The organism is Acinetobacter sp. P37 (assembly GCF_057480965.1).
The window spans coordinates 60,990-84,824 of record NZ_JBLIYY010000015.1; the positions used below are offsets into that span (position 1 = coordinate 60,990).

Below are 23,835 nucleotides of genomic sequence, written 5' to 3' on the forward strand. Positions count from 1 at the left end.
CATAAAAAAGGCAGTGAATATTCACTGCCTGAGATTATACGCTGATTATTAATTCAACGCTTCAATCTTTTTAATCCAAGTTTGTTTTTCCGCATCTGAAATAAATGATGCTTCAAAAGAGTTAATTGCCAGTTGCTTTAACTCTGCATTGCTTAAATCAAGTGCTTTGGTGATCGCAATAAAGTTATCATTCATATAGCCACCAAAATAAGATGGATCATCTGAATTGACGGTCACATGCACACCTTGTTGCAATAGTCGGCGAATATTATGATCAGCCATATCATTCACAACACAAAGTTTTAAATTACTCAGCGGGCAAACTGTTAATGGCATTTTCTCTGCAATTAAACGCTGCATTAAGACAGGATCTTCTTCTGAACGTACACCATGGTCAACACGATTTACTTTCAGTAGATCCAAGGCTTCCCATACGTATTCTGCTGGACCTTCTTCCCCTGCATGCGCAACAATAAGAAAACCTGCTTCACGTGCTTTGGCAAAAACACGTTCAAATTTTGATGGCGGATGCCCCACTTCACTCGAATCTAAACCGACACCAATAATTTGATCTTTATATGGCAAAGCCTGTTCTAGAGTTGAAAATGCTGCATCTTCAGATAAATGACGTAAGAAACACATAATCAGATGTGAGCTAATGCCCAGTTTTACTTTGGCATCATTACAAGCGCGTTGTAAGCCATTCAAAACAGTTTCAAAAGCAACGCCACGATCTGTATGAGTTTGTGGGTCGAAGAACATTTCAGTATGAACCACATGATCTTCTGCACATTTTTCTAAATATGCCCATGCTAAATCATAAAAATCTTGCTCATGAATCAGTACATTTGCACCTGCATAATAAATGTCTAAAAAAGACTGTAAATTATGAAAGTTATACGCTTCTTTTAATTCTTTGACTGACTGATAAGGAATTGCAATATTGTTGCGTTGGGCAATTGCAAACATGAGTTCAGGCTCAAATGTCCCTTCAATATGCACATGTAGCTCTGCTTTTGGCAAAGCGCGAATCAGCTCAAGTTGATCCATCTTTTATCCTCATAAAAATAAAAAAGGGTGCAAACTGAGTTTACACCCTTTCGCTATTTGACAGTATTAACCGCCAAATGCAGCAAATTTTAATGCCCAAAGTGCAGCAATAATCCAGACCATATACGGTACAGTTTTCGCCTTACCTGTAAGCAATTTAACTAATGCATAGCTGATGAAGCCCATTGCAATACCGTCTGCAATTGAATAGGTAAACGGCATAAATACAATTGTCAAGAATGCAGGGACTGCTTCAGTAATATCATCCCACTCAATAAGAACGATACCTTGAATCATCAATACTCCAACAAACAACAATGCTGGCGCAGTTGCAAAACTTGGTACTGACTGAGCAAGTGGTGCTAAGAACAATGCCAAAATAAACAATACAGCAACTACAACTGCAGTTAAACCTGTACGACCACCGGCAGCAACACCTGCTGATGATTCAATATAAGGCGTAGTCGAAGACGTACCCAATGCCGCACCCGCAACAATTGCAGATGAGTCTGCAAATAATGCTTTCTTCAAACGTGGTAATTTACCATCTTTTAATAAGCCTGCACGGTGTGATACACCGACCAATGTACCTGTAGAGTCAAATAAATCGACCAAGAAGAATACAAAGATCACGCCAATCAAACTTGCGGTGAATAGACCTTCGAAGTTCATTTGCATGAATGTTGGAGCGATTGAAGGAATAGCACCTACAACACCTTTAAATTCGTTGAAGCCCAGCAGGGTTGAAATTGCAGTAATCACCAAAATACTGATGATGATTGCACCACGTACTTTAAAGTGATGCATAACCACAACCATCAAGAAGCCAAGTAAAGCTAACAAGACAGACGGCTGTTTTAAATCACCCAGACTAACCAATGTTGCAGGGTTATCAACAATAATGCCGGCATTTTTCAAAGAAACCAGCGCAAGGAATAAACCAATACCGCCTCCGATCGCCAGTTTAAGCGACATTGGAATCGCATTGACAATCGCTTCACGGATTTTGAACATGCTGATAGCGATAAAAACAAGGCCAGAGACAAATACAGCTGCTAAAGCAGTTTGCCATTCCACGCCCATACCCAAACATACAGAATAGGTAAAGTAAGCGTTTAAACCCATACCGGGTGCTAAGGCAATTGGATAGTTAGCAACAAGACCCATCACCAAACAGCCAATGGCTGCTGCTAAACAGGTTGCGACAAAAACAGCGCCATGATCCATACCCGTTTCGGACAAAATCATTGGATTGACAATAATGATGTAACACATTGTCAAGAAAGTAGTTACACCTGCAATGACTTCTGTTTTGAAACTGGTTTTGTTTTCGCTCAGTTTAAACAGACGTTCAAGCATGTTCTCGGAAGATGGATTAGGAGTCGTCATGACCTAGCCCCTATGAAGTAAACTTTATGCATATAAGCATTCCACAAAATTAATCATGTCATGTATTCATCATTAATTTTGTGTATGCCTAAGCAACGAATATGCCAATTCGGCAGATTGTAGGCTTTAAAAAATCCTATTTTCAACAGCATACAACACGGTACAAATGTTGAAATTTGCAAACAAAAAAGCTGCATAAACTTATGCAGCTCCTCTATTTATGTCATTTAATTCGTATTTAATATCAATAAATACTGATCAAATTAATTTCGGCAAATTATAACACATTGATTTTTTAATGTTTCCAAATTTTCATCGCTTTTCAATTTAGTAAATTTAAGACATTGTTTTCTTTAAAAAGTTTCAAATTATTATATATAAAAATAAAATATCAATATTTAGACGAACTCTTCAAGATCATGCTTGAGCTCAATTCAAAAGCAGCAAGATTGATTTTTTAGCGCATATAAGGTGATGCGTTCAAATCATCATTGAACACCTGATTAATTTCTTGCTGTCGCTTTAACTCTGCATTTTTATAAACACTAAACCCTAAGAACACAATGCTGAGTATAAAAATTGGTATCAGTATTTTTTTCATAACAAAATTTTATTCATGTTTAAATATTTGGCTATAATAACAAAAAACTTAAACAAAAAAGTGACGTATTTCACAATTTTATATCTTATTAAGTCATTTAATAAGCTATTTGTTCGATCAATGTTAACTTTGTAATATATTTTAGACTGATAGACAAGATAATCGCTGAATGATTTTTCGAATCCTTTTCCCCTCAAAGCTTCAAATCATAGATCATTTCACATATGAAATTTAAAGCACGATCAATTTCACAGACCCACTATTAAGTCTCGAATGAAGAAGATGAAAAAAGCCGCTGACTTCTAAGCAGCGGCTATTCATATTTTTTACAGATTCAAAATTTTCAATCTTGAACTTAAGCGGCTTGTTGCTCATCTCGCTTAAAGACCAATTCGCCCTTTAAGCTACTCTCAGCATCGAAATAATATCCATCGGTATTAAACGACTTGATATCTTCAATACGTTCAATTTTATTTTCCAACAAATAACGCGCCATTAGGCCACGTGCTTTTTTGGCATAGAAGCTGATGACTTTATATTTGCCGTTCTTTTGATCGAGAAAAACAGGCTTGATGATTTCGGCTTTGATTTTTGATTCTTTGACCGACTTATAGTATTCATCTGAAGCAATGTTGACCAAAAGTTCAGAGCCGGCTTTTTCCAAATCGTCATTGATGAGATTGGTGATGGTATTGTCCCAAAACTCGTATAGGTTATGTCCACGTGGATTTTGCAGCTTGGTCCCCATCTCTAAACGATATGGCATCATTAAATCCAGTGGACGCAATAAACCATAGAGACCTGAGAGCATACGCAAATGGGTTTGTGCATATTCAAGGTCTGAGTTTGTAAGTTTATAAGCATCTAAACCGGTATATACATCACCTTTAAAGGCAAATATTGCTTGGCGTGCATTGGCAAAATCAAAATCAGGCTGCCAATCTCGGAAGCGCTCAACATTTAAAGTCGCAATTTTCTCACTGACACTCATCAAGCTTGAAATTTCACTTACCGACAATTTACGTGCGACTGAGATTAATTCTTCAGAATGATCTAATAGCCGTGGTTGAGTGAATTTTTCAGTCGGTAAAGGGGTTTCGTAATCTAAAGTTTTTGCTGGAGAAATTAAAGCGAGCATAAACATCCTGATTAATTTTTAATTAAACAAACTATAACAGTAGAGTATTTTCAAATCCAATCTGTGTTTTTGATAAACATAATCTGTAAACTATGCGACTCTCCCGCTTTCACATTTTAGTCATTATGTCAGAACAACTGTTCATTCAAGGGCCTGTTGGTCAGCTTGAAATTTTTGTTGATTATCCACAGGGTGAAGTGAAAGGATTCGCGGTAGTTACACACCCTCACCCATTGCAAGGTGGCACACCACAGCACAAAGTACCTGTGCTTTTAGCGCAAATGTTCTTAGAACGTGGCTATGTTGTCTATCGCCCAAGTTTCCGCGGCTCTGGCCAAAGTGCAGGAATACATGACGAAGGCAATGGTGAAACCAAAGATACCATGCAAGTCATTGAATTTGCTCGTAGCCAACACCCAAACTTGCCATTTTATGCAGGCGGTTTTAGTTTTGGTGCAAATGTCATGACTAAATGCTATGCCCTATTGCCAGTGGAGTTACAGCCTGTACAGACTATTTTATGCGGCTTACCAACCACAACAGTTGCAGGTGTACGTCACTATGTGACACCGCATATTAAGGGTGATATTTTATTTATTCATGGTGAAGAAGATAATGTCACACTGTTATCTGACTTGATTCAGTGGGCCAAACCACAGCGCCATTTAATCACGGTTTTGCCAGGTGCAAACCACTTCTTTACAGGTTATCTCAAACAGCTTCGTATTGCGATTTCACGCTTTTTAGTATAAACAATACCAAAAATGAGTCAGGCTTAACTGGCTCATTTTTTTTGCCTAGTGACCGCTCTATTCCCCACCAATATTTCAGATAAATTCACCCACAGCAATTCGATTTATCCATCTTTTTAATGCATTGGCGATCATTAGCTATTCAACATGTAAAGACCTAAGCCTATGCTCGTTTAATTTTGATTACGCCTCAATTTTTTATCTTAAAACCAATTATTTACTTGTTTAAATAATCAACTACAGAAATAATACCCAGAAAAATTAAGATAAAATTTAGAGGGAAAAATGAAATTTATTGTTGCTGTGATTTTAAGTCTAAGCATTGCAGCTTTGGTTTATTATTTTAATTCAACCCCATCCACAACGACAAATTTGCCAGCGTCTACGGTTGCTGCGAACGATGGTCCCAAAGCCTATTTGACTGCGTCATACAAGATGAATGTCGATGGTCGTGATTTTAGCTTAAAAATGGTCTACGACTTTCCCAACAGCCAAGTGTGTGAAGCCCAACTCAACAGCACTGACACCATGAATATGATTTCAACCTTTAAGCAACGCTGTTCGAGTGACTCAGTATGTAAAGAAGCAGATATTTCGTCTTGTTCATCTTTTACCGATCAAAAATATAAAGATATGCTCGATAAAAACTATCATGACACTCATTATATTTATTTAAGCGATAGCAAATTGACTGATCAACGTGGTGTGATCGTGTTTTGGGGACTCAATGAACAAGAGTCAGAAAAAATGTGTGACTATGTGAAAAAGAGCAATCGAACTATTAATCCTATCAATATTGAATGTCTATAACGTTGTTCGATATATTCCGTTAAAAATAAAAAAGCAGCGCTATGCTGCTTTTTTATAGATGATTTTTAATTCGATTTTTCAAATCATTTTGTCATTTGTTTCCATTGAAACTCACTATATGACTCTTCTTCTTTTAAACTGTTTTCGACCGCTTGAGCCAATTGGTTCAATAGACTTTGCTCAGTAATACGATCTAACCAATCTTGGTCTTCATCTGGATAAGAGGTAATTTCACAGACTAGACGACCGGATTCATCCTGCCCCTGACATGTCACTGAAAGCGGCAATTCATGCTGATCGACACTGACTGCAATCTGATCACCACTTTGCGATAACGTTTGAAAGCCATATTTCTCAAGCTTACTTGCTAAAAACTCAGCCACTTGAGTTTGAGTATCAGTACTGCTTTCAGCTCGATTTGAATCGCTATGGGCGGTGAATTGTAGTTTTCTCATGTATCTATCCAAAGACATTCTTGTTGTATAGTTTTAGCATAAGCAATTAAAACCAAACAGCCAAGCATTTGCTTGGCTGTTGTTGAATAAATATACAAATTTAGTGAATTATTTATTCACTTACCGCAATCGTTAAACCGGCTTGAGTCGCTAGCTCTGTAAATGTTGGGAAACTTGTTGCAACAGTTTCTGTACCCACGATATTAATTTCACCCGAAGTACGTAAACCTGCCATTGAGAAGCTCATTGCAATACGGTGGTCATGATGTGATTCGATTTGACCACCTGTGAAGATTGCTCCCCACTCACCCGCTTTGCCTTGACCTTCAATGATGATACCGTCCTCGGTTGGCGTACAATCGATACCCATAATTTTTAGGCCATCTGCCATCACTTGAATACGGTCTGATTCTTTCACTCGAAGTTCAGCTGCACCAGTCAAAATGGTTTGACCCTCTGCACAAGCTGCTGCGATAAACAGCGCTGGAAATTCATCAATCGCCAATGGTACTTGATCTTCTGGCATATGAATGCCTTTGAGTGTACGTGAACCACGAATACGAATATCTGCAATTGGCTCACCGCCAGCGATACGTTCATTTTCAACAGTCAGGTCAGCACCCATCTGTTTTAAAATTTCGATCACACCTGTACGTGTTGGATTAATGCCGACCGCTTCAAGTGTGACATCTGAACCTTCAGTAATCGCTGCACCCACCATAAAGAATGCTGCAGATGAAATGTCAGAGGGTACTTGGATATCCGTACCGACTAACTTGCCGCCACCTCGAAGTGAAATGCGGTTGCCTTCTGTTTTAACGTCATAACCAAATGCACGAAGCATACGTTCAGAATGGTCACGTGTCGGTTCTGGCTCAGTGACAACAGTTTCACCTTCCGCCCAAAGACCTGCCAACAAAATACCAGATTTTACTTGTGCAGATGCCATTGGTAAGTCGTAGTGAATACCTTTCAGGTTTTGACTTCCGGAAATAGACACGGGCGGCGTACCACGCTCACCTGTAGTTTGAATTTGCGCACCCATTTCACGTAATGGTTTAGCAATACGTTCCATTGGACGTTTTGATAATGACGCATCACCCGTCATCACTGAATCAAACTTCTGTGCCGACAACATGCCTGAAAGCAAACGCATTGAAGTACCTGAATTGCCCATATACAAAGCGCCTGCAGGTGCTTTTAAACCATGCATACCTACACCATGAATAGTAACTTCGCCATTTTTAGGGCCTTCAATACTCACACCCATATCGCGGAATGCTTGAAGGGTTGCCAAGGCATCTTCACCTTCAAGGAAACCCGTGACATGCGTTGTGCCTTCTGCAATAGCACCAAACATGATAGAGCGATGTGACACAGATTTATCACCTGGCACAGTAAATTTACCTTGGAATTGCTTTGGACCCGGTAAAATTTTGAATTGCTGTGTCGTCACTTTATTTTTCTCCATCAGTGGTTTCTTTGCGAGCATGTGATTGAAATGTTGACGTGCCGCTTGTGCATGCCCCAACAGTCCCATCAACGCTTGTGAATTTTCATCTTCAATCAGTTTGCGAAGAATAGCCAATTGTTTTTCAAAGCCATCTACCGCATTTAAAATTGCCTTTTTATTGGCAAAAAAGATGTCATGCCACATATGTGGGTCGCTTGCAGCAATGCGTGAGAAATCACGAAAACCGCCAGCGGCATAACGGAAAATATCTAAATTGTCTTCTCGGTTCGCGAGTTGCTCAACCAAGTTAAATGCCATCAAATGCGGAAGATGACTGGTATGGGCCAACACTTCATCGTGTTTTTCCACATCCATGCAAATTACTTCCGCTTTGGCAGCTTGCCACAATTGAATTAGTTTCTCTACAGCCCAATCTGCACTGCTAGGTAAAGGTGTCAAAATCACTTTGTGATTAGCAAATAAATCTACCTTACCTGCATGCACACCTGTTAGTTCAGCCCCAGCAATCGGATGCCCCGGTACAAAACCAGCAGGTAATTGCTCACCATAGACTGCTTTCGCTGCATCAACGACATTGCCTTTGGTACTTCCAACATCGGTAATAATCGTCTGTTCGGATAGATAAGGCTTGATCGCTTCAAGGACTTTTTGTGTCGCTCGTACTGGCAAAGCCAAGACAACGAGATCTGCACCTTTGACCGCTTCAGCAGGATCGCTATAACCCTGCTGAATAAGTCCTAAAGCTTTTGCATCTTCTAGAGTTTTTTGTGAACGCGTAGATGCCACAATTTCCTTAGCCAATCCTTCAGCAATCATGACACGAGCTAGGCTTGAGCCAATTAGCCCAAGCCCAATAAAAGCAACTTTTTCAAATAGTGGTACAGACATGACTTAAGCTTTAGCCTCTAAGCCCAAAACTTTAGCCAATGCCGCTAAGAATTTAGCATTTTCAGCTTCAGTCCCAATTGATACACGTAAATGCTCGGGGATACCAACTGGACGAACAATTACACCTTCTTTTAATAAAGCATTGAAAGTCTGTACAGGATCTGCTTTTACATTTACTAAAATGAAGTTGGCACGTGAAGGCACATACGCTAAACCTAAAGCATCAAAGCCTGACTCAAGTTGAGCCATACCCGCTTTGTTCACTACGCGTGATTTTTCAATAAATGCTTCATCTTTAAGTGCAGCAACTGCAGCCACCATCGCAAGATGGTTCACGTTAAATGGTTGACGAATACGATTGAGGAAATCCGTCACTTCAACTGAAGCCAAGGCAAAACCAACACGTAACGCAGCCAAACCATAGCATTTTGACATGGTACGGCTAACGATTAAGTTTGCGTATTGATCTAAGAATTTCAAGCTATTGAAGTTTTCTGGGAAATATTCCACATAAGCTTCATCTAAAACCACGATCACATTTGCAGGTACTTTTTGCATGAACGCTTCAAATTCAGCTTCTTCAAACCATGTACCTGTTGGATTATTTGGGTTCGCAATAAAAATCAATTTAGTATTGTCTTTAATTGCCGCAGCCATTGCATCTAGGTCATGTGAAAAACCTTTTGCAGGCACTTCAATCGCTTCAGCATTAATGGCTTGTGTCACCAGACCATACACAGCAAATGCGTGTTGGCTATACACCACAGAGTCTTGCTCTGAAACAAAAGCACGAGCGAAAATTTCTAGAAGATCGTTTGAACCATTACCTAACGTAATGCGGTCATGTGCAATACCAAATTGTTTTTCAACTTGGTCTTTCAAAATAAAACCGCCACCATCCGGATATCGACCAATTTCTGCAAGTTCAGCAGCAACCGCTTCTTTCACTTTGTCAGAACAACCCAATGGGTTTTCATTTGATGCGAGTTTTACGATATCTGTAATACCCAACTCACGCTCAAGTTCACTAATTGGTTTACCTGGTTGGTAAGGCTTTAGCTTTGCAATGCCTTCATTGGCTGGGACAAACGTCATTTTACACTTCCAGTTTTTTCAAATGATGAAGGTGATCAACTCCTGATGGAATTGATCACAGTTGTGATCTTAAAGAACAGCAATCGGATATGAACCCAATACACGAATTTCTTTTACTAACGGACGAATTTCTTCAATTGCCGCTTTCACGTTTTCTTGCTCAACATGACCTTCAAGGTCAACAAAGAAGACATAGGCCCATTTTTCAGGCAAGGCAGGACGTGTTTCAATACTGGTCAAACTGATATTGTGTTTTGCAAATGGTGCAAGAATTTCAAGCAGCGCCCCTGCACGGTCATGCGCAGAAATCAACAATGAAGTTTTATCATTGCCCGATTGCGGTACTTTCTCACGACCAATCACCAAGAAACGAGTAGTATTTTCAGGATTGTCTTCAATATTGCTATGCAAAATTTCAAGGTTGTAAATGTTCGCAGCGACTTCAGAAGCAATTGCTGCTGAGTGCCATTCATTGCGAATACGGCGTGCAGCTTCTGCATTTGAACTGAGTGCAACACGTTCTACACCTGGATAATGAGCATCTAACCAACCACGGCATTGCGCCAAAGTTTGTTGATGAGCATAAATTTGTTTAATGCTGTCTTTACGTGTGTTTTCAGACACTAGGAACTGATGATGAATACGCAGCTCCACTTCACCAATAACATTCAGATGTGAAGATTTGAAACAATCTAGGGTGTGGTTCACTACACCTTCAGATGAGTTCTCTACAGGCACAAGACCATAGTGCGCACTGCCTGCTTCTACTTCGCGGAATACTTCATCAATCGTTGGAAGAGGGCGAACAACAGCGTCTTGACCAAAGTGTTTCAACACCGCCGAATGTGTATATGTCCCAACTGGACCTAAGAACGCAATACTTTGCGGTGCTTCAAGAGCTAAACAAGCCGACATGATCTCACGGAATAAACGTGCCATTGTCACATCAGACAATGGGCCTTCGTTACGATCCATAACTTTACGTAAAACTTGCGCTTCACGTTCAGGACGATAAAACAATGGATTCTCTTCAGCAGCAAATTTTGCTTTTGCAACTGCCTCAGCTAGTTTCGCACGACGGTTGATAAGTTGTTGAATCTGCATATCAACAGAGTCGATATCTTCACGAATTTGAGCTAAGTCCAGAGAAGTCGGAGTGTTTTGATCATCGTTGATCATTGTTATGTCGCCCTTCAAAAAAATTTTGCAAACAGTATAACAATAGTTAGCTTTCAAATGTTGCGCAATACGACTTTGATGGTTTCAGCCTTAAAAACATACAGTTGATTAAAGCTTCATCAGCTTAACTTAAGAGCCAAAACAGCCAAACTGATAGGTAAAGCCATAATTAAGACAAATCTTACCTTTTGACGGCTTTATTGATCATTCATCTTGAGCAGCACAATAAATAGACCTTCTCTTTTCCTCCAAATTTGCATCAGATCCATCCCCTTGTATAAGCCCATCAATCAGTTTATTTCATTGGTCATTGCAGTTTTAAATTTTGCTCTCAATACCTGTAGCAAAATAAAAAATTCTAAACTTGGTTTTCATGGCATAGAAATAATTTGAAACTTAAAGATGATCTATATAAACACTTGGTCATTGATCGTTTTTTCAGTGACTTAATAGGCACTTTCATCTAGTGTTTACAGTCATTGACGCATTTATTACAAAAGACACAGGTAATTTTTTTCATTGCTTTGTAGTCTAAATATCAGAAAAAAAATAACAGACCCATAGGTACAAGTATGCACAAGAAAATTGCAGTGTTAGTGACCTACGATTTTGAAGATATTGAATACCTTGAGCCTGTGGAGGCCTTTCGAGCCGCTCGGCACAGCATTATCAATGTCGAAGATCAGGTTGGAAAAATCGTTTACGGTATTAAACGCCGTTCCCAGATCACCATTGACCAGAGTATCGAAGACGCCTCTGTCCATGATTTTGATGCCTTGTTTATCCCCGGCGGTTATTCCCCCGAGAAACTCGCTTTAGATGACCGTTTTATCTATTTTGTACGTAATTTTGCAGATAGCCAAAAGCCGATCTTGAGCAGTTGCCATGGTCCACAGTTGTTATTAGAAGCTGGTGTCATACAAGGTCGCCATTTCGCCCAATCTGAAACGCTGAAATCCGCTTTGTTAAACGCGGGTGTGGTGGTTTCGGATCAATCGGTCGTAAATGATAATAACCTGTATATATCGTCTCGTAGTACTTTAGATACGCCTGAATTTATTGAAGTCTGTTTGCAAGTTTTGGGGCAACCGTCATTATCATAGGTTTCAAAATATTCACGCAAAATTAAACACACAATCTAATTCAAATAAGCAAATCTATAGAAATACATCGTCTCTATAGAAATACATCCTAAAAAAAATAGCGAAGTCTTCACTTCGCTATTTTAATTTCAGCCTGATAAATTGTTTATCGACCTAAAATACTTCGTGCCACGATTTCTTTCATAATTTCATTGGTGCCACCGTAGATTTGCTGAATACGTGCATCAACAAAGAAACGTGAAATTGGATATTCGGTCATATAACCATAGCCACCAAATAATTGAAGTAGATTATGGGCCACTTTCATTTGCATATCGGTAGAAAAGCTCTTGAGTGCTGCTGCAGTTTCAACATCAAGTTTGCCTTGCATATAAAGTTCAACATTTTGATTATAAAATGCCGCTGTAGCCAATTCGTCAATCTTAGCCTGTGCCAAGACAAAACGAGTATTTTGGAACTGTCCGATCGCCTGTCCGAACGCTTGTCGCTCTTTAACATACTGCGTTGCCACATCAATGGAACCACGAATCGCACCAATTGCAGTCGAGGCAATTGCGGTACGTTCACGCGGTAACTCTTGCATCAAGTAAGCAAAGCCTTGTCCAGCTTGTCCCAAAAGTTGCTCTTTTGGCACTTTGACGTTGTCATAAAACAACTCAGAAGTGTCTTGTGCATGTAGACCAATTTTGTCGAGGTTGGTACCTTTCTTAAATCCATCCAAATGTGTATTGACTAAGAGTAGTGACACGCCTTTGGCACGTGCTTGTGGATCGGTTTTCGCGGCCAATACCACTAAGTCTGCATGTTGACCATTTGAGATAAAGGTTTTCGAACCATTGAGCAGATAATGATCACCCTGCAAAATTGCACTACTGCGCATAGACTGCAAGTCCGAACCTGCACCCGGCTCTGTCATACCAATAGCACCAACCACTTCACCCGTGACCATTTTCGGTAACCAATATTGTTTTTGTTCTTCTGAACCAATGTGCAAAATATAAGGCGCTGCAATCTCAGAATGGCATGAAATACCTGTCGATAATGCACTAAAACCTGCTCGCGCAGATTCTTCGACTAGCATCAGTGAATAATGCGTTGGGACGCCACAGCCGCCATATTCTTCAGGCACATCCACACATAAAAAGCCATTTTCACCCAAAGCATTCCATACTGAACGCGGCATAATACCTTCACGTTCCCATTGCTCATAATGTGGTGCGACATGCTCTGCCATAAAGCGGCGAAAGTTATCTCGAAATAATTCTAAGTCTGCATCATAAGCCAGCATGTGTTTCTTCCTTGGTTGAGTTTGTTATTTTGTTGAGCTCCATCCTATTGCAGTTTAGAACAGCCGTCATGCCTAAAAACTAAAGCGTTCAAATTTGGCTTTGACCTTGCATTAAAAAAGGAAGCCGAAGCTTCCTTTTTAATTACATCTTTTACATCACAGCATCAGCGTTATGCATGATGTGCATTGCCTTCTTCTTGCATCTGACGGTCAATTTCTTCAGGATTTGCTAAAGCAAAATCCAGTTTTTCTTTGTCTAATTGACCCACCCATTTCGCAACCACAATCGTTGCCAATGAGTTACCTACAAGGTTCGTTAATGCACGTGCTTCTGACATGAAACGGTCAATACCAAGAATTAATGCCAAACCTGCAACAGGAATATGACCCACAGCAGACAATGTTGCAGCCATCACAATAAAGCCTGAACCCGTCACACCCGCAGCACCCTTAGATGAAATGAGTAGAACCAATAACAATGTGATCTGATGCGAAATATCAAGCGGTGTATTGGTCGCTTGTGCAATAAAGATTGCTGCCATGGTTAGGTAAATAGACGTACCATCTAGGTTAAATGAATAACCTGTTGGAATAACAAGACCCACTACAGATTTTTCTGCACCAGCAAGTTCAAGTTTTTTCAACATACGTGGCAGTACAGACTCTGAAGATGACGTACCCAGTACGATCAGTAACTCTTCGCGAATCATGCGAATCATTTTCAAAATACTGAAACCGCAAATACGTGCAATTGAGCCAAGTATAATGAAAATAAACAGCAAACATGTGATATAGAAGCAGATGATCAATTGACCCAATTGCGCCAAACTACCAATACCATATTTACCAATGGTATAAGCCATCGCACCGAAAGCACCAATTGGTGCAAGCTTCATGATCATGTTTACAATGTTAAAGAATACATGTGCAATTTGATCAATAAACTTCAATACAGGCTTACCTGCATCACCAAGTTTATGCAAAGCAAAACCAAATAATAAGGCAAATAATAGAACTTGAAGAATTTCACCCTCAGCAAACGCACCAACAACGGTGTTTGGGATGATATTCATAAAAAATTCTTGTGTAGATTGTGCTGCACCAGATTCAACATATTTAGAAATACCTGCAGTATCTAAAGATGCTGGATCTACGTTCATGCCCACACCTGGTTTTGCAATATTAATCACTGCAAGACCAATAATGAGTGCGATGGTCGAAACGATTTCGAAGTATAGTAAAGCGACCCCACCTGTCTTACCCACAGATTTCATGCTTTCCATGCCTGCAATACCACTCACTACGGTACAGAAGATCACAGGTGCAATAATCATTTTAATTAGCTTAATGAAACCTTGTCCTAGTGGATAGAACAATTCACCCCAGCCTTTTACGTATTGCTCGGTACCATTGATGATTTGCGTACCACTTGGTGAGAAATGACCCACCAATACACCCGCAATAATGGCAACGATCACTTGAAAATATAGTGACTTATAAATTGGTTTTTTAGCCATGACATTACTTCACGATATATTTCTACTTCAAAGAAATATTCAGTTTTTGTCTATTTTCAAAAAATAAACAGCCCAAAACCCCTTTGTCTTCGACAAAAGAGCACCAAAGGTATTTGACTTAGCCAAATACAGAAAAACGAAATATGTATGGTGATTAAATAATCACATCAGGACCTGATATAGAATCAGCACATTGATCAGGAGATGAAACACATACTAAAGTAGGTTAAATTTTACCTGTTTTTTAATGGCTTGTTCTGCCACAAATGTTAATTTCGGTTAAATAATAGACCGAGATCATTAGACTATAGTCTAAAGACTGCATTTTTTACGCTCATTATCAGGCTGAAAAATACCAACTATAGAAGTAAACTACCCTTAAGTCCTAATTTTAAGCCCAGTATTTGCATGAACAATAAACGAAATATTTACAAAGATTTTGAACATCCTTTTGCGCAATTTGTCCGTATCGTGGGTAAAGGTAAAAATGGCGCACGTTCGCTCACTTATGATGAAGCCTACCAAGCATTCAGCATGATCTTAAAAAATGAGGTTTTAGACGTTCAATTGGGCGCTTTCTTGATGTTATTGCGTGTAAAAGAAGAATCAGTTGATGAACTTACAGGCTTCGTCCAAGCTACACGTGATCAACTCAAGTTTAAAAAGCTAGATGTCGATTTAGATTGGTCATCTTATGCAGGTAAACGCAAACATTATCCTTGGTTTTTATTGGCCGCATTAACGCTAGCAAAACACGGCTACAATGTCGTAATGCATGGCGCTTCAGGTCATACCATTAACCGCCTTTATACAGAACAAGTATTAGAGTATTTGGGTTTTCCTATTTGCCAAAATGATACAGATGTGGAACAGCAACTAATACAACGTCATTTTGCTTATATTCCGCTCGACGTCATTTCACCAATACTCAGTGATTTAATTTCACTACGCAATGTGATGGGTTTACGTTCCCCAATTCACACCCTTGCGCGTCTGATTAACCCATTTAATGCCAAAGCCACCATGCAAGCTATTTTCCATCCAGCCTATCGTGGATCACACCAACGTGCGGCATTTCAATTGGGTTATCAAAATAGTGCTGTCATTAAGGGTGAAGGTGGTGAATTCGAACGTAACCCCGATGCAAAAACATTAATTTGTGGTATCAAGGATGGTGAAATGTATGAACATGAGTTGCCTAAACTGACGGACAACCGTAGTCCAGTCGAAGAAGAACTTGATTTGGCCGTTTTTAAAGCCGTTTGGGACGGTCAGCAGACACATGAATATGGTGAAATCGCAGTCACCGAAACCATGGGAATCGCACTATATACCATGGGTGCAGTCGCAAGTTTTGATGATGCAATGCAAACTGCCAAAACCATGTGGGCAAATCGTCACGCTTAAATAAGCAGATATGAAGAAATAAATCTAGGCATGCATCAGCTAATAAAAAAGCCAGCATTAAGCTGGCTTTTTCAATCAGAAAGAAAAAGGATTAAACGAAACGAATCGGCTTGAACTCAGGTTCTTCCACATGTGAGTCGCAATGCTCATCTTCTTCTTTGGTCCCGCGGTCGATATAACCACTACGCTCATCTTCTGGCAAATGTTTAATTTCCCATGCATACACCGCTTGCATACAAATTTGACGTTGTTCTTGAGTCAGCGCTACACCATTTGGCCATTTACCAATTTCAATTGCCGTTTTTAATCGACCAACAATTTCAGGATCGAGTACGGCAAGCATCTGTTCAATATTCATAATTAATCCTGCTTTAATGAGTCAAAATCTTGGTTCCAGCCTAGCTTGGTACGACATGCCATATAGAAGTCATAACCAGGTGGATGTAATAAGTTGAGCTTAAATGGATGTTTGCGGATATGTAAACTATCGCCTACACCCAATGATACACTGTGTTGACCATCGGCACTGACCATTGGCAATACACGGTTTTCACGAATCAAAATTTTAATTTCACTTTGTCCGCCCACGACAATCGGACGTGAAGACAAAGTATGTGGATGCATTGGCACTAAGGCAATCGCATCCATACTTGGGTGGACAATCGGACCACCACCAGATAATGCATAAGCTGTAGAGCCAGTTGGTGTCGAAACAATTAAACCATCACTGTGTTGGCGGTATACATATTGCCCATCAATATTCAGTTCAAAGTCGATCATGTGTACCGATTTACCCGAGTGCAGCACAATATCATTTAAAGCCACAGCATCATAAATCGACTCACCTTTCGAGCGAATTTCCATTTCCAACAAGAAACGTCGGTCTAGCTGAAACTCACCTTTGAGCACTTGATCTAACTTGAAAATCACTTCTGTCGGTTTGATATCGGTCAGGAAGCCCAAACGACCACGGTTCACCCCAATCACAGGAGTATTATATTTCACCAAGGCACGTGCAGCATGAAGCAATGAACCATCACCGCCGACTACGATCACCAAATCGACGACTTCACCCAATAAGTTACGGCTGACCGTCTGAGTATTGTTATAGGGTACCAGCTGCGCTGTTTGCGTATCAAATACAGGATGTAATCCCAAACTTAAAATATGATCGTGGATCAAACATAGGGTTTCGATCACTGATGATTTGTCTGGACGACCAATCAACCCAATGTTTCGAAATGATTTATGTGAAATTTGCACCTGCGCTTTTGCTCCGCTTCGCCTCATTGGTATCATATCACTAACAGAAATGATTTAAAAAAACTTTAAAGTTTCGACTTTAGTGAAGTAGCTTCCAATATTTTGCATACATATAACAGTTTAAATATTGCAAAATACTGAAAAGCTTCGCATGATTAGCAAAATTTCTCAGGGTCTTATCACTATTTATGAAGTCTGAACGTGGCATAGGCATAATTGCACTGATTTTTTCGCTGTTGATTATCGGCGGATTTCTCGTGTTCAGCATTTATCTTATTCGTCTAGATAATATTGTACGAGACAAATTCGAAGGTCAACGTTGGGATATTCCAGCCAAGGTATTTGCTCGTCCTTTAGAAATTTACACCAATGCGCCTGTAAGCCAAGCAGACCTCAACCAAGAACTGAAACTTTTGGGCTATAACGCTCAAGACAGCTATGCGAAAACGGGAAGTTACGTTACTTCTGGCAATGTGACCTATATCCATACGCGTGGTTTTGACTTTGGTGATAGTGTCGACCCTGAACAAGTCCTTAAAGTGACCTTTGGTGAAGATCAAATCACTGAAGTAAGTGCGACTAAGCCATCAAGTAGTGGTATTGCCCGTTTAGAGCCGATGTTAATTGGTGGTATTTATCCTCAGCACAATGAAGACCGTGTGCTGATTAAACTTGATAAAGTACCTAAGCCTTTAATCCAAGCTTTAATTGCTACAGAAGACCGTAATTTCTATCAGCATCATGGTATTTCCATTCGTGGTACAGCACGTGCCATCGTAAGTAATATCACTGGTGGTAAACGTCAAGGTGGTTCGACCCTCACTCAACAATTGGTGAAAAATTTCTATTTATCGCCTGAAAAAACCATTAAACGTAAGGCCAATGAAGCCTTAATGGCGATGCTGATTGAACTTCACTATGACAAAGATGAAATTCTTGAAGCTTATTTAAATGAAGTGAATTTAGGTCAAAACGGTAACTATTCAATCAATGGTTATGGTTTAGCCTCACAATTCTATTTTGGTTTACCCCTACGTGAACTAAATATTGCTCAGCAGGCTTATTTAGTCGGTTTGGTACAAGGCCCGACCCTATTTAATCCGTGGAAAAACCCTGAAGGTGCGATTAAACGCCGTAATATTGTGTTAAACAATATGGTAGTGATGGGCTATTTAACTCAGGAACAATATGAAACTGAGTCAGCGCGTCCATTAAATGTCATTACTAAACCAACATTGGGCCCTTCTCGCTTCCCTGACTATATGGATATCGTGCGTCGTCAATTGCGTACCGAATACCAAGAAAGCGATTTGACCAATCAAGGTCTGCGTATTTTCACCGCGATGGACCCGATTGCACAAACCCGTGTACAAACTGCATTTAAAGAATCTGTGGCACGTTTAAGTAATGCCAATCCAGCACGTTTGAAAGAATTACAAGGCGCTGTACTGGTGTCTCATCCTGAAAATGGTGAATTGGTTTCAGCAGTCGGTTCAACGCAGGACTTTACCGGCTTTAACCGTACGATGGATGCTAAACGTCAAGTTGGTTCATTGCTAAAACCTGTGATTTACCTCAGTGCGATAGAATCAAACCGTTATAACTGGGCGAGTCAAATCGAAGATAGTCCGATCAGCATTCAAAGTGATGGCAAAGCTTGGACCCCGAAAAACTATAGTGGTGGCGCACATGGTGTCGTACCAATGGTTGATGCCCTATCAAACTCTTATAACCTCTCTGCGGTACGCTTAGGTCAAGAGTTCGGTATGTCCACGTTTATTAACCATCTGAAAAAGTTTGGTGTGACGTCTAATATTCCAAACTACCCTTCGATTTACCTCGGCGCTATCGATATGTCACCGATGGAAGTGATGAGTGTCTATGGAAACTTTGCAACCGGTGGCTTCAAATATCCAGTGAAAGCTATTCGTTCAGTGGTCGATGCCAATGGTCGTTTATTAGATCGTTATAGCTTAACGGTACAACCGACTATTGCACCTGATGCAGCCTTTATCTTGAACTATGGTTTACAACAAGTGATGAGTTCAGGGACAGGCCGTTCTGCTTATGCATCATTACCAGCTTCACTCAAACTTGCAGGTAAATCAGGGACAACCAATGATACGCGTGACTCATGGTTTGCAGGTTATTCAGGTAATTACTTAAGTGTGGTTTGGTTAGGTCTAGACAACAACAAAGTTACAGGCTTAACTGGTTCGTCAGGAGCACTTCCTGTTTGGACCAATGTGATGAAGCAGTTACGTCAAAAACCAGTTAATTTACGTCAACCAGACAGCGTACAGTGGCATTGGTTAGACCGTTATTCAGGTAATTTATCTGCGCAGCATTGTACAGGTGCGATGTATATTCCTCTGTCGCGCAACTCTATTCCAAATCAAGCTACGGCATGTGGTTCGACACAATATGAAGTAGAACCTTACACAGTTGATACTGAAGAGACGCAGCCAACTCAGGAGCAAAATGATAGTTTAGGTGACTACATTCGTGAAAGTGATGTCGATAATGATCAGGGTTCATCTGATCAACCTCGCATCATCTCAAGTGGAGAGTATTCAAATTAAACTGCACAACATTAAAGTTTTAAAAACGTTCAGTATTCTGAGCGTTTTGACGATTATTTTGGCAGGTTGCCAAACCATGATCGAACCTGAGCAAAAGCCGCCTGCTGCACCTGAAAAAAAGGCAGATATCCATGACCCTTCTGGGGTCATTATTACGCCATATGACCATCCAGAAATTAAGCGTCAACGTATCGTTATTCCTGAACAAAGAACCCAAATTCAAAAGTTTGATGATGGTCGTGACTTACCTGCATTCAAAAAATTGATGCAAACTACGCAAACCGCTTATGCCAAAGGAAAATGGAATGAAGCTGAAAGTGCGGCAACTCAAGCACAGCGTTTGGCACCACAATCTGCGGAAACTTTTTTATATTTGGCAATGATCGCCAATCGAAAAAATCAACCTGCGAATGCAGAATCGTTGGCACTGCGTGGATTAAGCTATGCTCAAACCAAGCCGATGAAACAACAGCTTTGGAATGTTGTTTTAAAAGCTGGTCAAATGCAAAAGAAAAGCAGCACCATTCAAAAAGCCCAACAAGCCATCAAAGCTCTTTAAGCACCCATAAAAAAGCCTGTTCTTAATTGAGATCAGGCTTTTTCATTTAAAACATACTAAAAGTAAGTTTATTTCTCATAGTTATTATTAAATAATGTTACGCAGTAACATCAGAAGCATAATTTGATCTAAATAAAAGTACGATACACGGTAACGTCATCTGCAAGCGTTTGAGACAAGACTACATCTATTTAAAAATGTTTTTGCGATACTTTGGATAAATTGACGCTAGTGAACGAGTTTTGTCAGTGAGGTGCATTGTACCGCAAGATGGTTTCCTTGTGAAGCACGCTTCTCATTTTGCCTAATGAGAAGCATCGTTTCGTAAGAGTACCTCCAGCCGAAGGCTAATCCCTTTACTCAATCTCTAGATTTAAGACTCCGTCGTATCGGTTTAAAAATCATTTAAAAAATGCGTAATTATTTTTTATGGGCGTAACATCAGTTATAGCTTACAAATAGTAAGTCTATTTCTAACCAACCTTCACTGAATTTTACATAACGACTTTCAAATACAAATTTAATTCAATATACACATTCTAGTTTCTAAAAACTGCGAATACCTGCCACCCCATAAGCATGATGCTGCTGTGCAATAGGTAGCAATTCAGGATGCATGCCACCTAAAGCAAAAACAGGGATTTCTATGCTTCGTGCAATCTCAGAAAAATGCGCCCATCCCATACCTTGCGCCTCTGGATGACTTTGTGTCGCCAGAACTGGGCTCATAAAAATAGCCTCACAGCCAATTTTTTGCGCATGCAGCGCAGAAACTTGATCATGACAAGCTGCGATATAGCGCTTCCCAAGCTGTAAATCACCTTTATTTTTTTTCAGCAATTGGTGCTGCTTAAGATGTAAAGCCGAAATATGTGCTTGCACCTCTGTAGAGAGTAATGACCATAGATCTTCATTAATTATCAATTGCTTTAAAATCACGGTAGGTAATTGATTTAATGCCTCTGCATTTTCTGCGCTGGCATCGACTCGCCAATAATACAACAGCGTCTCTTGAAGCGTTTCAAATGTTGGTAGATCGGCGGTGATTTTGATCTGTTGCTGCCAATATAAGCGCTGCAAAATAGCTTGATTGGCCTTTGGAAAATTCAAACTCATAAGTTGTTGACGCGAATACCAGGCCCATGGCTTTTGGATTTCATTCAGCAACGCATGCGGGACGGTGGCATGAAATAAATGCAATTTCACAATAACATCATCGTATTCATGTTGAATAAAATCAAAAGCATGCCAGTCATGTAAACCAATTCCAACCTCTTCAAAAATTTCACGACGACACGCTTGTTCAGGACTTTCACCCTGCTCGACTTTACCACCCGGAAACTCATGTTTATTGCCCTGATGTTGTTTTGCTTCACGCCAACCCACCAGTACTTTGTCTTGATGCAATAAAATCGCAATGGCGACATCAATTTGCGGTTTAGACATAGTTCCCTGCTCTCTACTCTGTTCCGATTGATAACCAAGTGTAAGCAAATTTATCTTTTTTATAAAATCCTAAAATTACCGTTGACAGGTCTATTCGATAATGATTATCATTTAAACCATTCAAAAATACACCACGGAGTCGACGGAATGAACGCACCATTTAGCCTTTTTACTCGTAGCAATGAAGCACACCACTCGCTGCCAATGCTACATTCAAACAACCTTTTTGCCTTAGGACGTGAAATTCGCATTATGCATGCAGGTGAAGAATATCGACTACGTTTAACACGAAATAATCGCCTTATTTTGACCAAATAATTTCTGATAAAAATAATAATTATCAGCGCAATAAAAATAATCGTGGACACAAGCAGTAAGCCATTCGCTTACTGCTTTTTAAGTTTTGTACTTAGTTAAATTAAGCTTTATAGCTACTCAAATTTAATTTAAATCGCAACACTCATCTTCCTCTCACAATACTCTTTCTCTCAAATTCAATAGGGCAAATTATGTTTTTAGCGGATTGGAAAAATGAGTTGTACCTTTAAGCCACCCAGTTCAGATGCATCCACACTTAAATGGCCTTGATGTAACTGTACAATTTTTTGGGCAATTGAAATACCTAAACCTGAACCTTGCGTCTTCGTTCCCAATACGCGGTAAAACCGCTCGCCAATGCGTTGCAATTCTGCGGCTGTCAGTCCTGCACCTTGATTCTCGATCGTCCAAATCGCTTGCTGCGCTGTTACCGTTAAATCAATCTGGACCTGTCCTTGCTCAGGACTATAGCGGATGGCGTTATCGACTAAATTGCGTAGACAGCTAAACATCAACTCTGCGTTCATAGCAAACTGTACAGACTGGGTCTGTAGCTTTAATTCGATCTGTTTTTCTTCAATAAACGGCTGTAAAGCGTCAAGGACTTGTAAACTCAGCTGTTCTAAGTCGTCTTGTATTTTATCTAATTGCTCCGATTGCGTCGGGTCGAGCCGCGCCAAAATCAGTAGATTTTCTAAAACCCTTGTCCCTCGATTAACATCGTGCTGTATGCTCAATAAATCCTGCTGAATGTCAGGATATTTTCGTTTTAATACCTGAAGTCGCATTTGAATCGCAGACAATGGTGAGCGTAATTCATGTGAGGCATCGGAGGTAAAGCGTTGTTCCGCCTCTAAGGCTTGATCTAATCGGTTTAATAAAAAGTTCAGCTGTGTTTGGATCGGCTCTAGTTCCAGTAATACAGGTTCAGCTAAGACAATGGCTTGTAAGTCATCTACATTTTTTTCAGCGATTTGTTTTGAAAAAAGCTGTAAAACTTTCAATTGACGCTTAATCAAAATATGTAGTAATAGCCATTGGATCAACCAGACAATCAACAAAATCCCTGCATAGCCTAATACACTCTGCAGCGTTTCTCTGAGCCGTGTTTTCATCGGTTGAACGATTTGTACGGTTAATCCATCGTCCTGAAGTGCATAGCTACGCCAAAGCGCGCCTTCTCTCCATTGATAATGTAACCCTTGTTTTAAACTGAGCTGATGTTCAAATGCTGTGTGTTGTTCCGACGTGGTTAAGACTTGCGACCCTTGCATGAGTTGATATTGCATATCAAACTCTTCACTCAGTTCATCTATTTGTTCGTCCTGCTTCAGCGTAAGATCTGTAGCAGTGAGCATATCAGCCACTTCATCCATCAGGGCATCATGTACACTCATGATGTGATACAGACCAAATCCCAACATCAGACACAGAGAGATTGCTCCCGCCCAAATTGCACTGAGCAGTGAAGTTTTAATCAGTTGCGACTGTAAAGAAATGCTTTTTTTATCACTCATAGAC

20 protein-coding genes are annotated in these 23,835 nt (G+C 40.0%); 7 read left to right on the forward strand and 13 right to left on the reverse strand.

The window, feature by feature from the left end:
- Window positions 1–48 precede the first annotated feature (48 nt).
- From AC25JC_RS13450 to yaaA, 3 genes are all read right to left on the reverse strand, one after another.
- Complete coding sequence (locus AC25JC_RS13450) at window positions 49–1,050, reverse strand: adenosine deaminase (protein WP_180115323.1); 1,002 nt, start codon at window positions 1,048–1,050, stop codon at window positions 49–51.
- Window positions 1,051–1,116: 66 nt separating this feature from the next.
- The gene (locus tag AC25JC_RS13455; protein ID WP_180170615.1) at window positions 1,117–2,439 is read right to left on the reverse strand and encodes an NCS2 family permease; all 1,323 of its coding nucleotides are present in this window, start codon (window positions 2,437–2,439) and stop codon (window positions 1,117–1,119) included.
- A 956-nt stretch (window positions 2,440–3,395) separates the two neighbouring features.
- Window positions 3,396–4,178 (reverse strand): peroxide stress protein YaaA, encoded by a 783-nt coding sequence (gene yaaA, locus AC25JC_RS13460; RefSeq protein WP_180122637.1) that lies wholly within the window; start codon window positions 4,176–4,178, stop codon window positions 3,396–3,398.
- A 125-nt stretch (window positions 4,179–4,303) separates the two neighbouring features.
- Between yaaA and AC25JC_RS13465 the strand changes: the two genes are divergently transcribed.
- A complete protein-coding gene (locus AC25JC_RS13465; protein WP_078194407.1) occupies window positions 4,304–4,930 on the forward strand; it encodes an alpha/beta hydrolase in 627 nt (208 codons plus the stop codon).
- Window positions 4,931–5,215: 285 nt separating this feature from the next.
- Window positions 5,216–5,740 carry a hypothetical protein gene (locus AC25JC_RS13470; RefSeq protein WP_180103173.1) on the forward strand — a complete coding sequence of 175 codons (525 nt, stop codon included), beginning with the start codon at window positions 5,216–5,218 and terminating at the stop codon, window positions 5,738–5,740.
- Window positions 5,741–5,823: 83 nt separating this feature from the next.
- Here the strand turns inward: AC25JC_RS13470 and AC25JC_RS13475 are convergent, their stop codons facing one another.
- The 4 genes from AC25JC_RS13475 to pheA all read right to left on the reverse strand — a co-directional run bounded on the left by AC25JC_RS13475 (window position 5,824) and on the right by pheA (window position 10,831).
- Window positions 5,824–6,195, reverse strand: a complete 372-nt coding sequence (locus AC25JC_RS13475) for a hypothetical protein (protein WP_486924229.1) — start codon at window positions 6,193–6,195, stop codon at window positions 5,824–5,826.
- Between the two features lie 112 nt (window positions 6,196–6,307).
- A complete protein-coding gene (locus AC25JC_RS13480) occupies window positions 6,308–8,557 on the reverse strand; it encodes a bifunctional prephenate dehydrogenase/3-phosphoshikimate 1-carboxyvinyltransferase (RefSeq protein ID WP_486924230.1) in 2,250 nt (749 codons plus the stop codon).
- A gap of 3 nt (window positions 8,558–8,560) precedes the next feature.
- Window positions 8,561–9,652, reverse strand: a complete 1,092-nt coding sequence (gene hisC / locus AC25JC_RS13485) for a histidinol-phosphate transaminase (RefSeq protein ID WP_180103175.1) — start codon at window positions 9,650–9,652, stop codon at window positions 8,561–8,563.
- Between the two features lie 69 nt (window positions 9,653–9,721).
- Window positions 9,722–10,831: a prephenate dehydratase gene (gene pheA / locus AC25JC_RS13490; RefSeq protein ID WP_078194414.1), complete on the reverse strand. Its 1,110-nt coding sequence runs from the start codon at window positions 10,829–10,831 to the stop codon at window positions 9,722–9,724.
- A 572-nt stretch (window positions 10,832–11,403) separates the two neighbouring features.
- Here pheA and AC25JC_RS13495 point away from each other — a divergent pair.
- Window positions 11,404–11,934 (forward strand): DJ-1/PfpI family protein, encoded by a 531-nt coding sequence (locus AC25JC_RS13495; RefSeq protein WP_486924231.1) that lies wholly within the window; start codon window positions 11,404–11,406, stop codon window positions 11,932–11,934.
- A gap of 145 nt (window positions 11,935–12,079) precedes the next feature.
- Here the strand turns inward: AC25JC_RS13495 and AC25JC_RS13500 are convergent, their stop codons facing one another.
- Both AC25JC_RS13500 and AC25JC_RS13505 read right to left on the reverse strand, forming a co-directional pair.
- Window positions 12,080–13,222, reverse strand: a complete 1,143-nt coding sequence (locus tag AC25JC_RS13500; protein ID WP_486924232.1) for an acyl-CoA dehydrogenase family protein — start codon at window positions 13,220–13,222, stop codon at window positions 12,080–12,082.
- 170 nt (window positions 13,223–13,392) lie between these two features.
- A complete protein-coding gene (locus AC25JC_RS13505) occupies window positions 13,393–14,739 on the reverse strand; it encodes a dicarboxylate/amino acid:cation symporter (RefSeq protein ID WP_078194416.1) in 1,347 nt (448 codons plus the stop codon).
- Between the two features lie 408 nt (window positions 14,740–15,147).
- Here AC25JC_RS13505 and AC25JC_RS13510 point away from each other — a divergent pair, with 408 nt between their 5' ends.
- On the forward strand, window positions 15,148–16,146 hold the full coding sequence (locus AC25JC_RS13510) for a glycosyl transferase family protein (RefSeq protein ID WP_486924233.1): 999 nt from the start codon (window positions 15,148–15,150) through the stop codon (window positions 16,144–16,146).
- Window positions 16,147–16,237: 91 nt separating this feature from the next.
- Here AC25JC_RS13510 and AC25JC_RS13515 read toward each other — a convergent pair whose 3' ends face one another.
- On the reverse strand, window positions 16,238–16,504 hold the full coding sequence (locus AC25JC_RS13515; RefSeq protein WP_078189099.1) for a YeaC family protein: 267 nt from the start codon (window positions 16,502–16,504) through the stop codon (window positions 16,238–16,240).
- 2 nt (window positions 16,505–16,506) lie between these two features.
- A complete protein-coding gene (locus AC25JC_RS13520) occupies window positions 16,507–17,445 on the reverse strand; it encodes an NAD(+) kinase (protein ID WP_078189100.1) in 939 nt (312 codons plus the stop codon).
- A 152-nt stretch (window positions 17,446–17,597) separates the two neighbouring features.
- Here AC25JC_RS13520 and mrcB point away from each other — a divergent pair, with 152 nt between their 5' ends.
- Both mrcB and AC25JC_RS13530 read left to right on the forward strand, forming a co-directional pair.
- The gene (gene mrcB / locus AC25JC_RS13525) at window positions 17,598–19,991 is read left to right on the forward strand and encodes a penicillin-binding protein 1B (protein ID WP_486924234.1); all 2,394 of its coding nucleotides are present in this window, start codon (window positions 17,598–17,600) and stop codon (window positions 19,989–19,991) included.
- A 76-nt stretch (window positions 19,992–20,067) separates the two neighbouring features.
- A complete protein-coding gene (locus tag AC25JC_RS13530) occupies window positions 20,068–20,550 on the forward strand; it encodes a tetratricopeptide repeat protein (RefSeq protein WP_486924239.1) in 483 nt (160 codons plus the stop codon).
- Between the two features lie 546 nt (window positions 20,551–21,096).
- On the opposite strand, the gene AC25JC_RS13535 is transcribed toward AC25JC_RS13530, so the two are convergent.
- On the reverse strand, window positions 21,097–21,996 hold the full coding sequence (locus AC25JC_RS13535) for an NUDIX domain-containing protein (RefSeq protein WP_486924235.1): 900 nt from the start codon (window positions 21,994–21,996) through the stop codon (window positions 21,097–21,099).
- Between the two features lie 147 nt (window positions 21,997–22,143).
- On the opposite strand from AC25JC_RS13535, the gene hemP reads away from it, so the two are divergent.
- A complete protein-coding gene (hemP, locus tag AC25JC_RS13540; protein ID WP_078189103.1) occupies window positions 22,144–22,314 on the forward strand; it encodes a hemin uptake protein HemP in 171 nt (56 codons plus the stop codon).
- A 197-nt stretch (window positions 22,315–22,511) separates the two neighbouring features.
- On the opposite strand, the gene AC25JC_RS13545 is transcribed toward hemP, so the two are convergent.
- On the reverse strand, window positions 22,512–23,831 hold the full coding sequence (locus AC25JC_RS13545; protein ID WP_486924236.1) for a sensor histidine kinase: 1,320 nt from the start codon (window positions 23,829–23,831) through the stop codon (window positions 22,512–22,514).
- Between the last annotated feature and the right edge of the window lie 4 nt (window positions 23,832–23,835).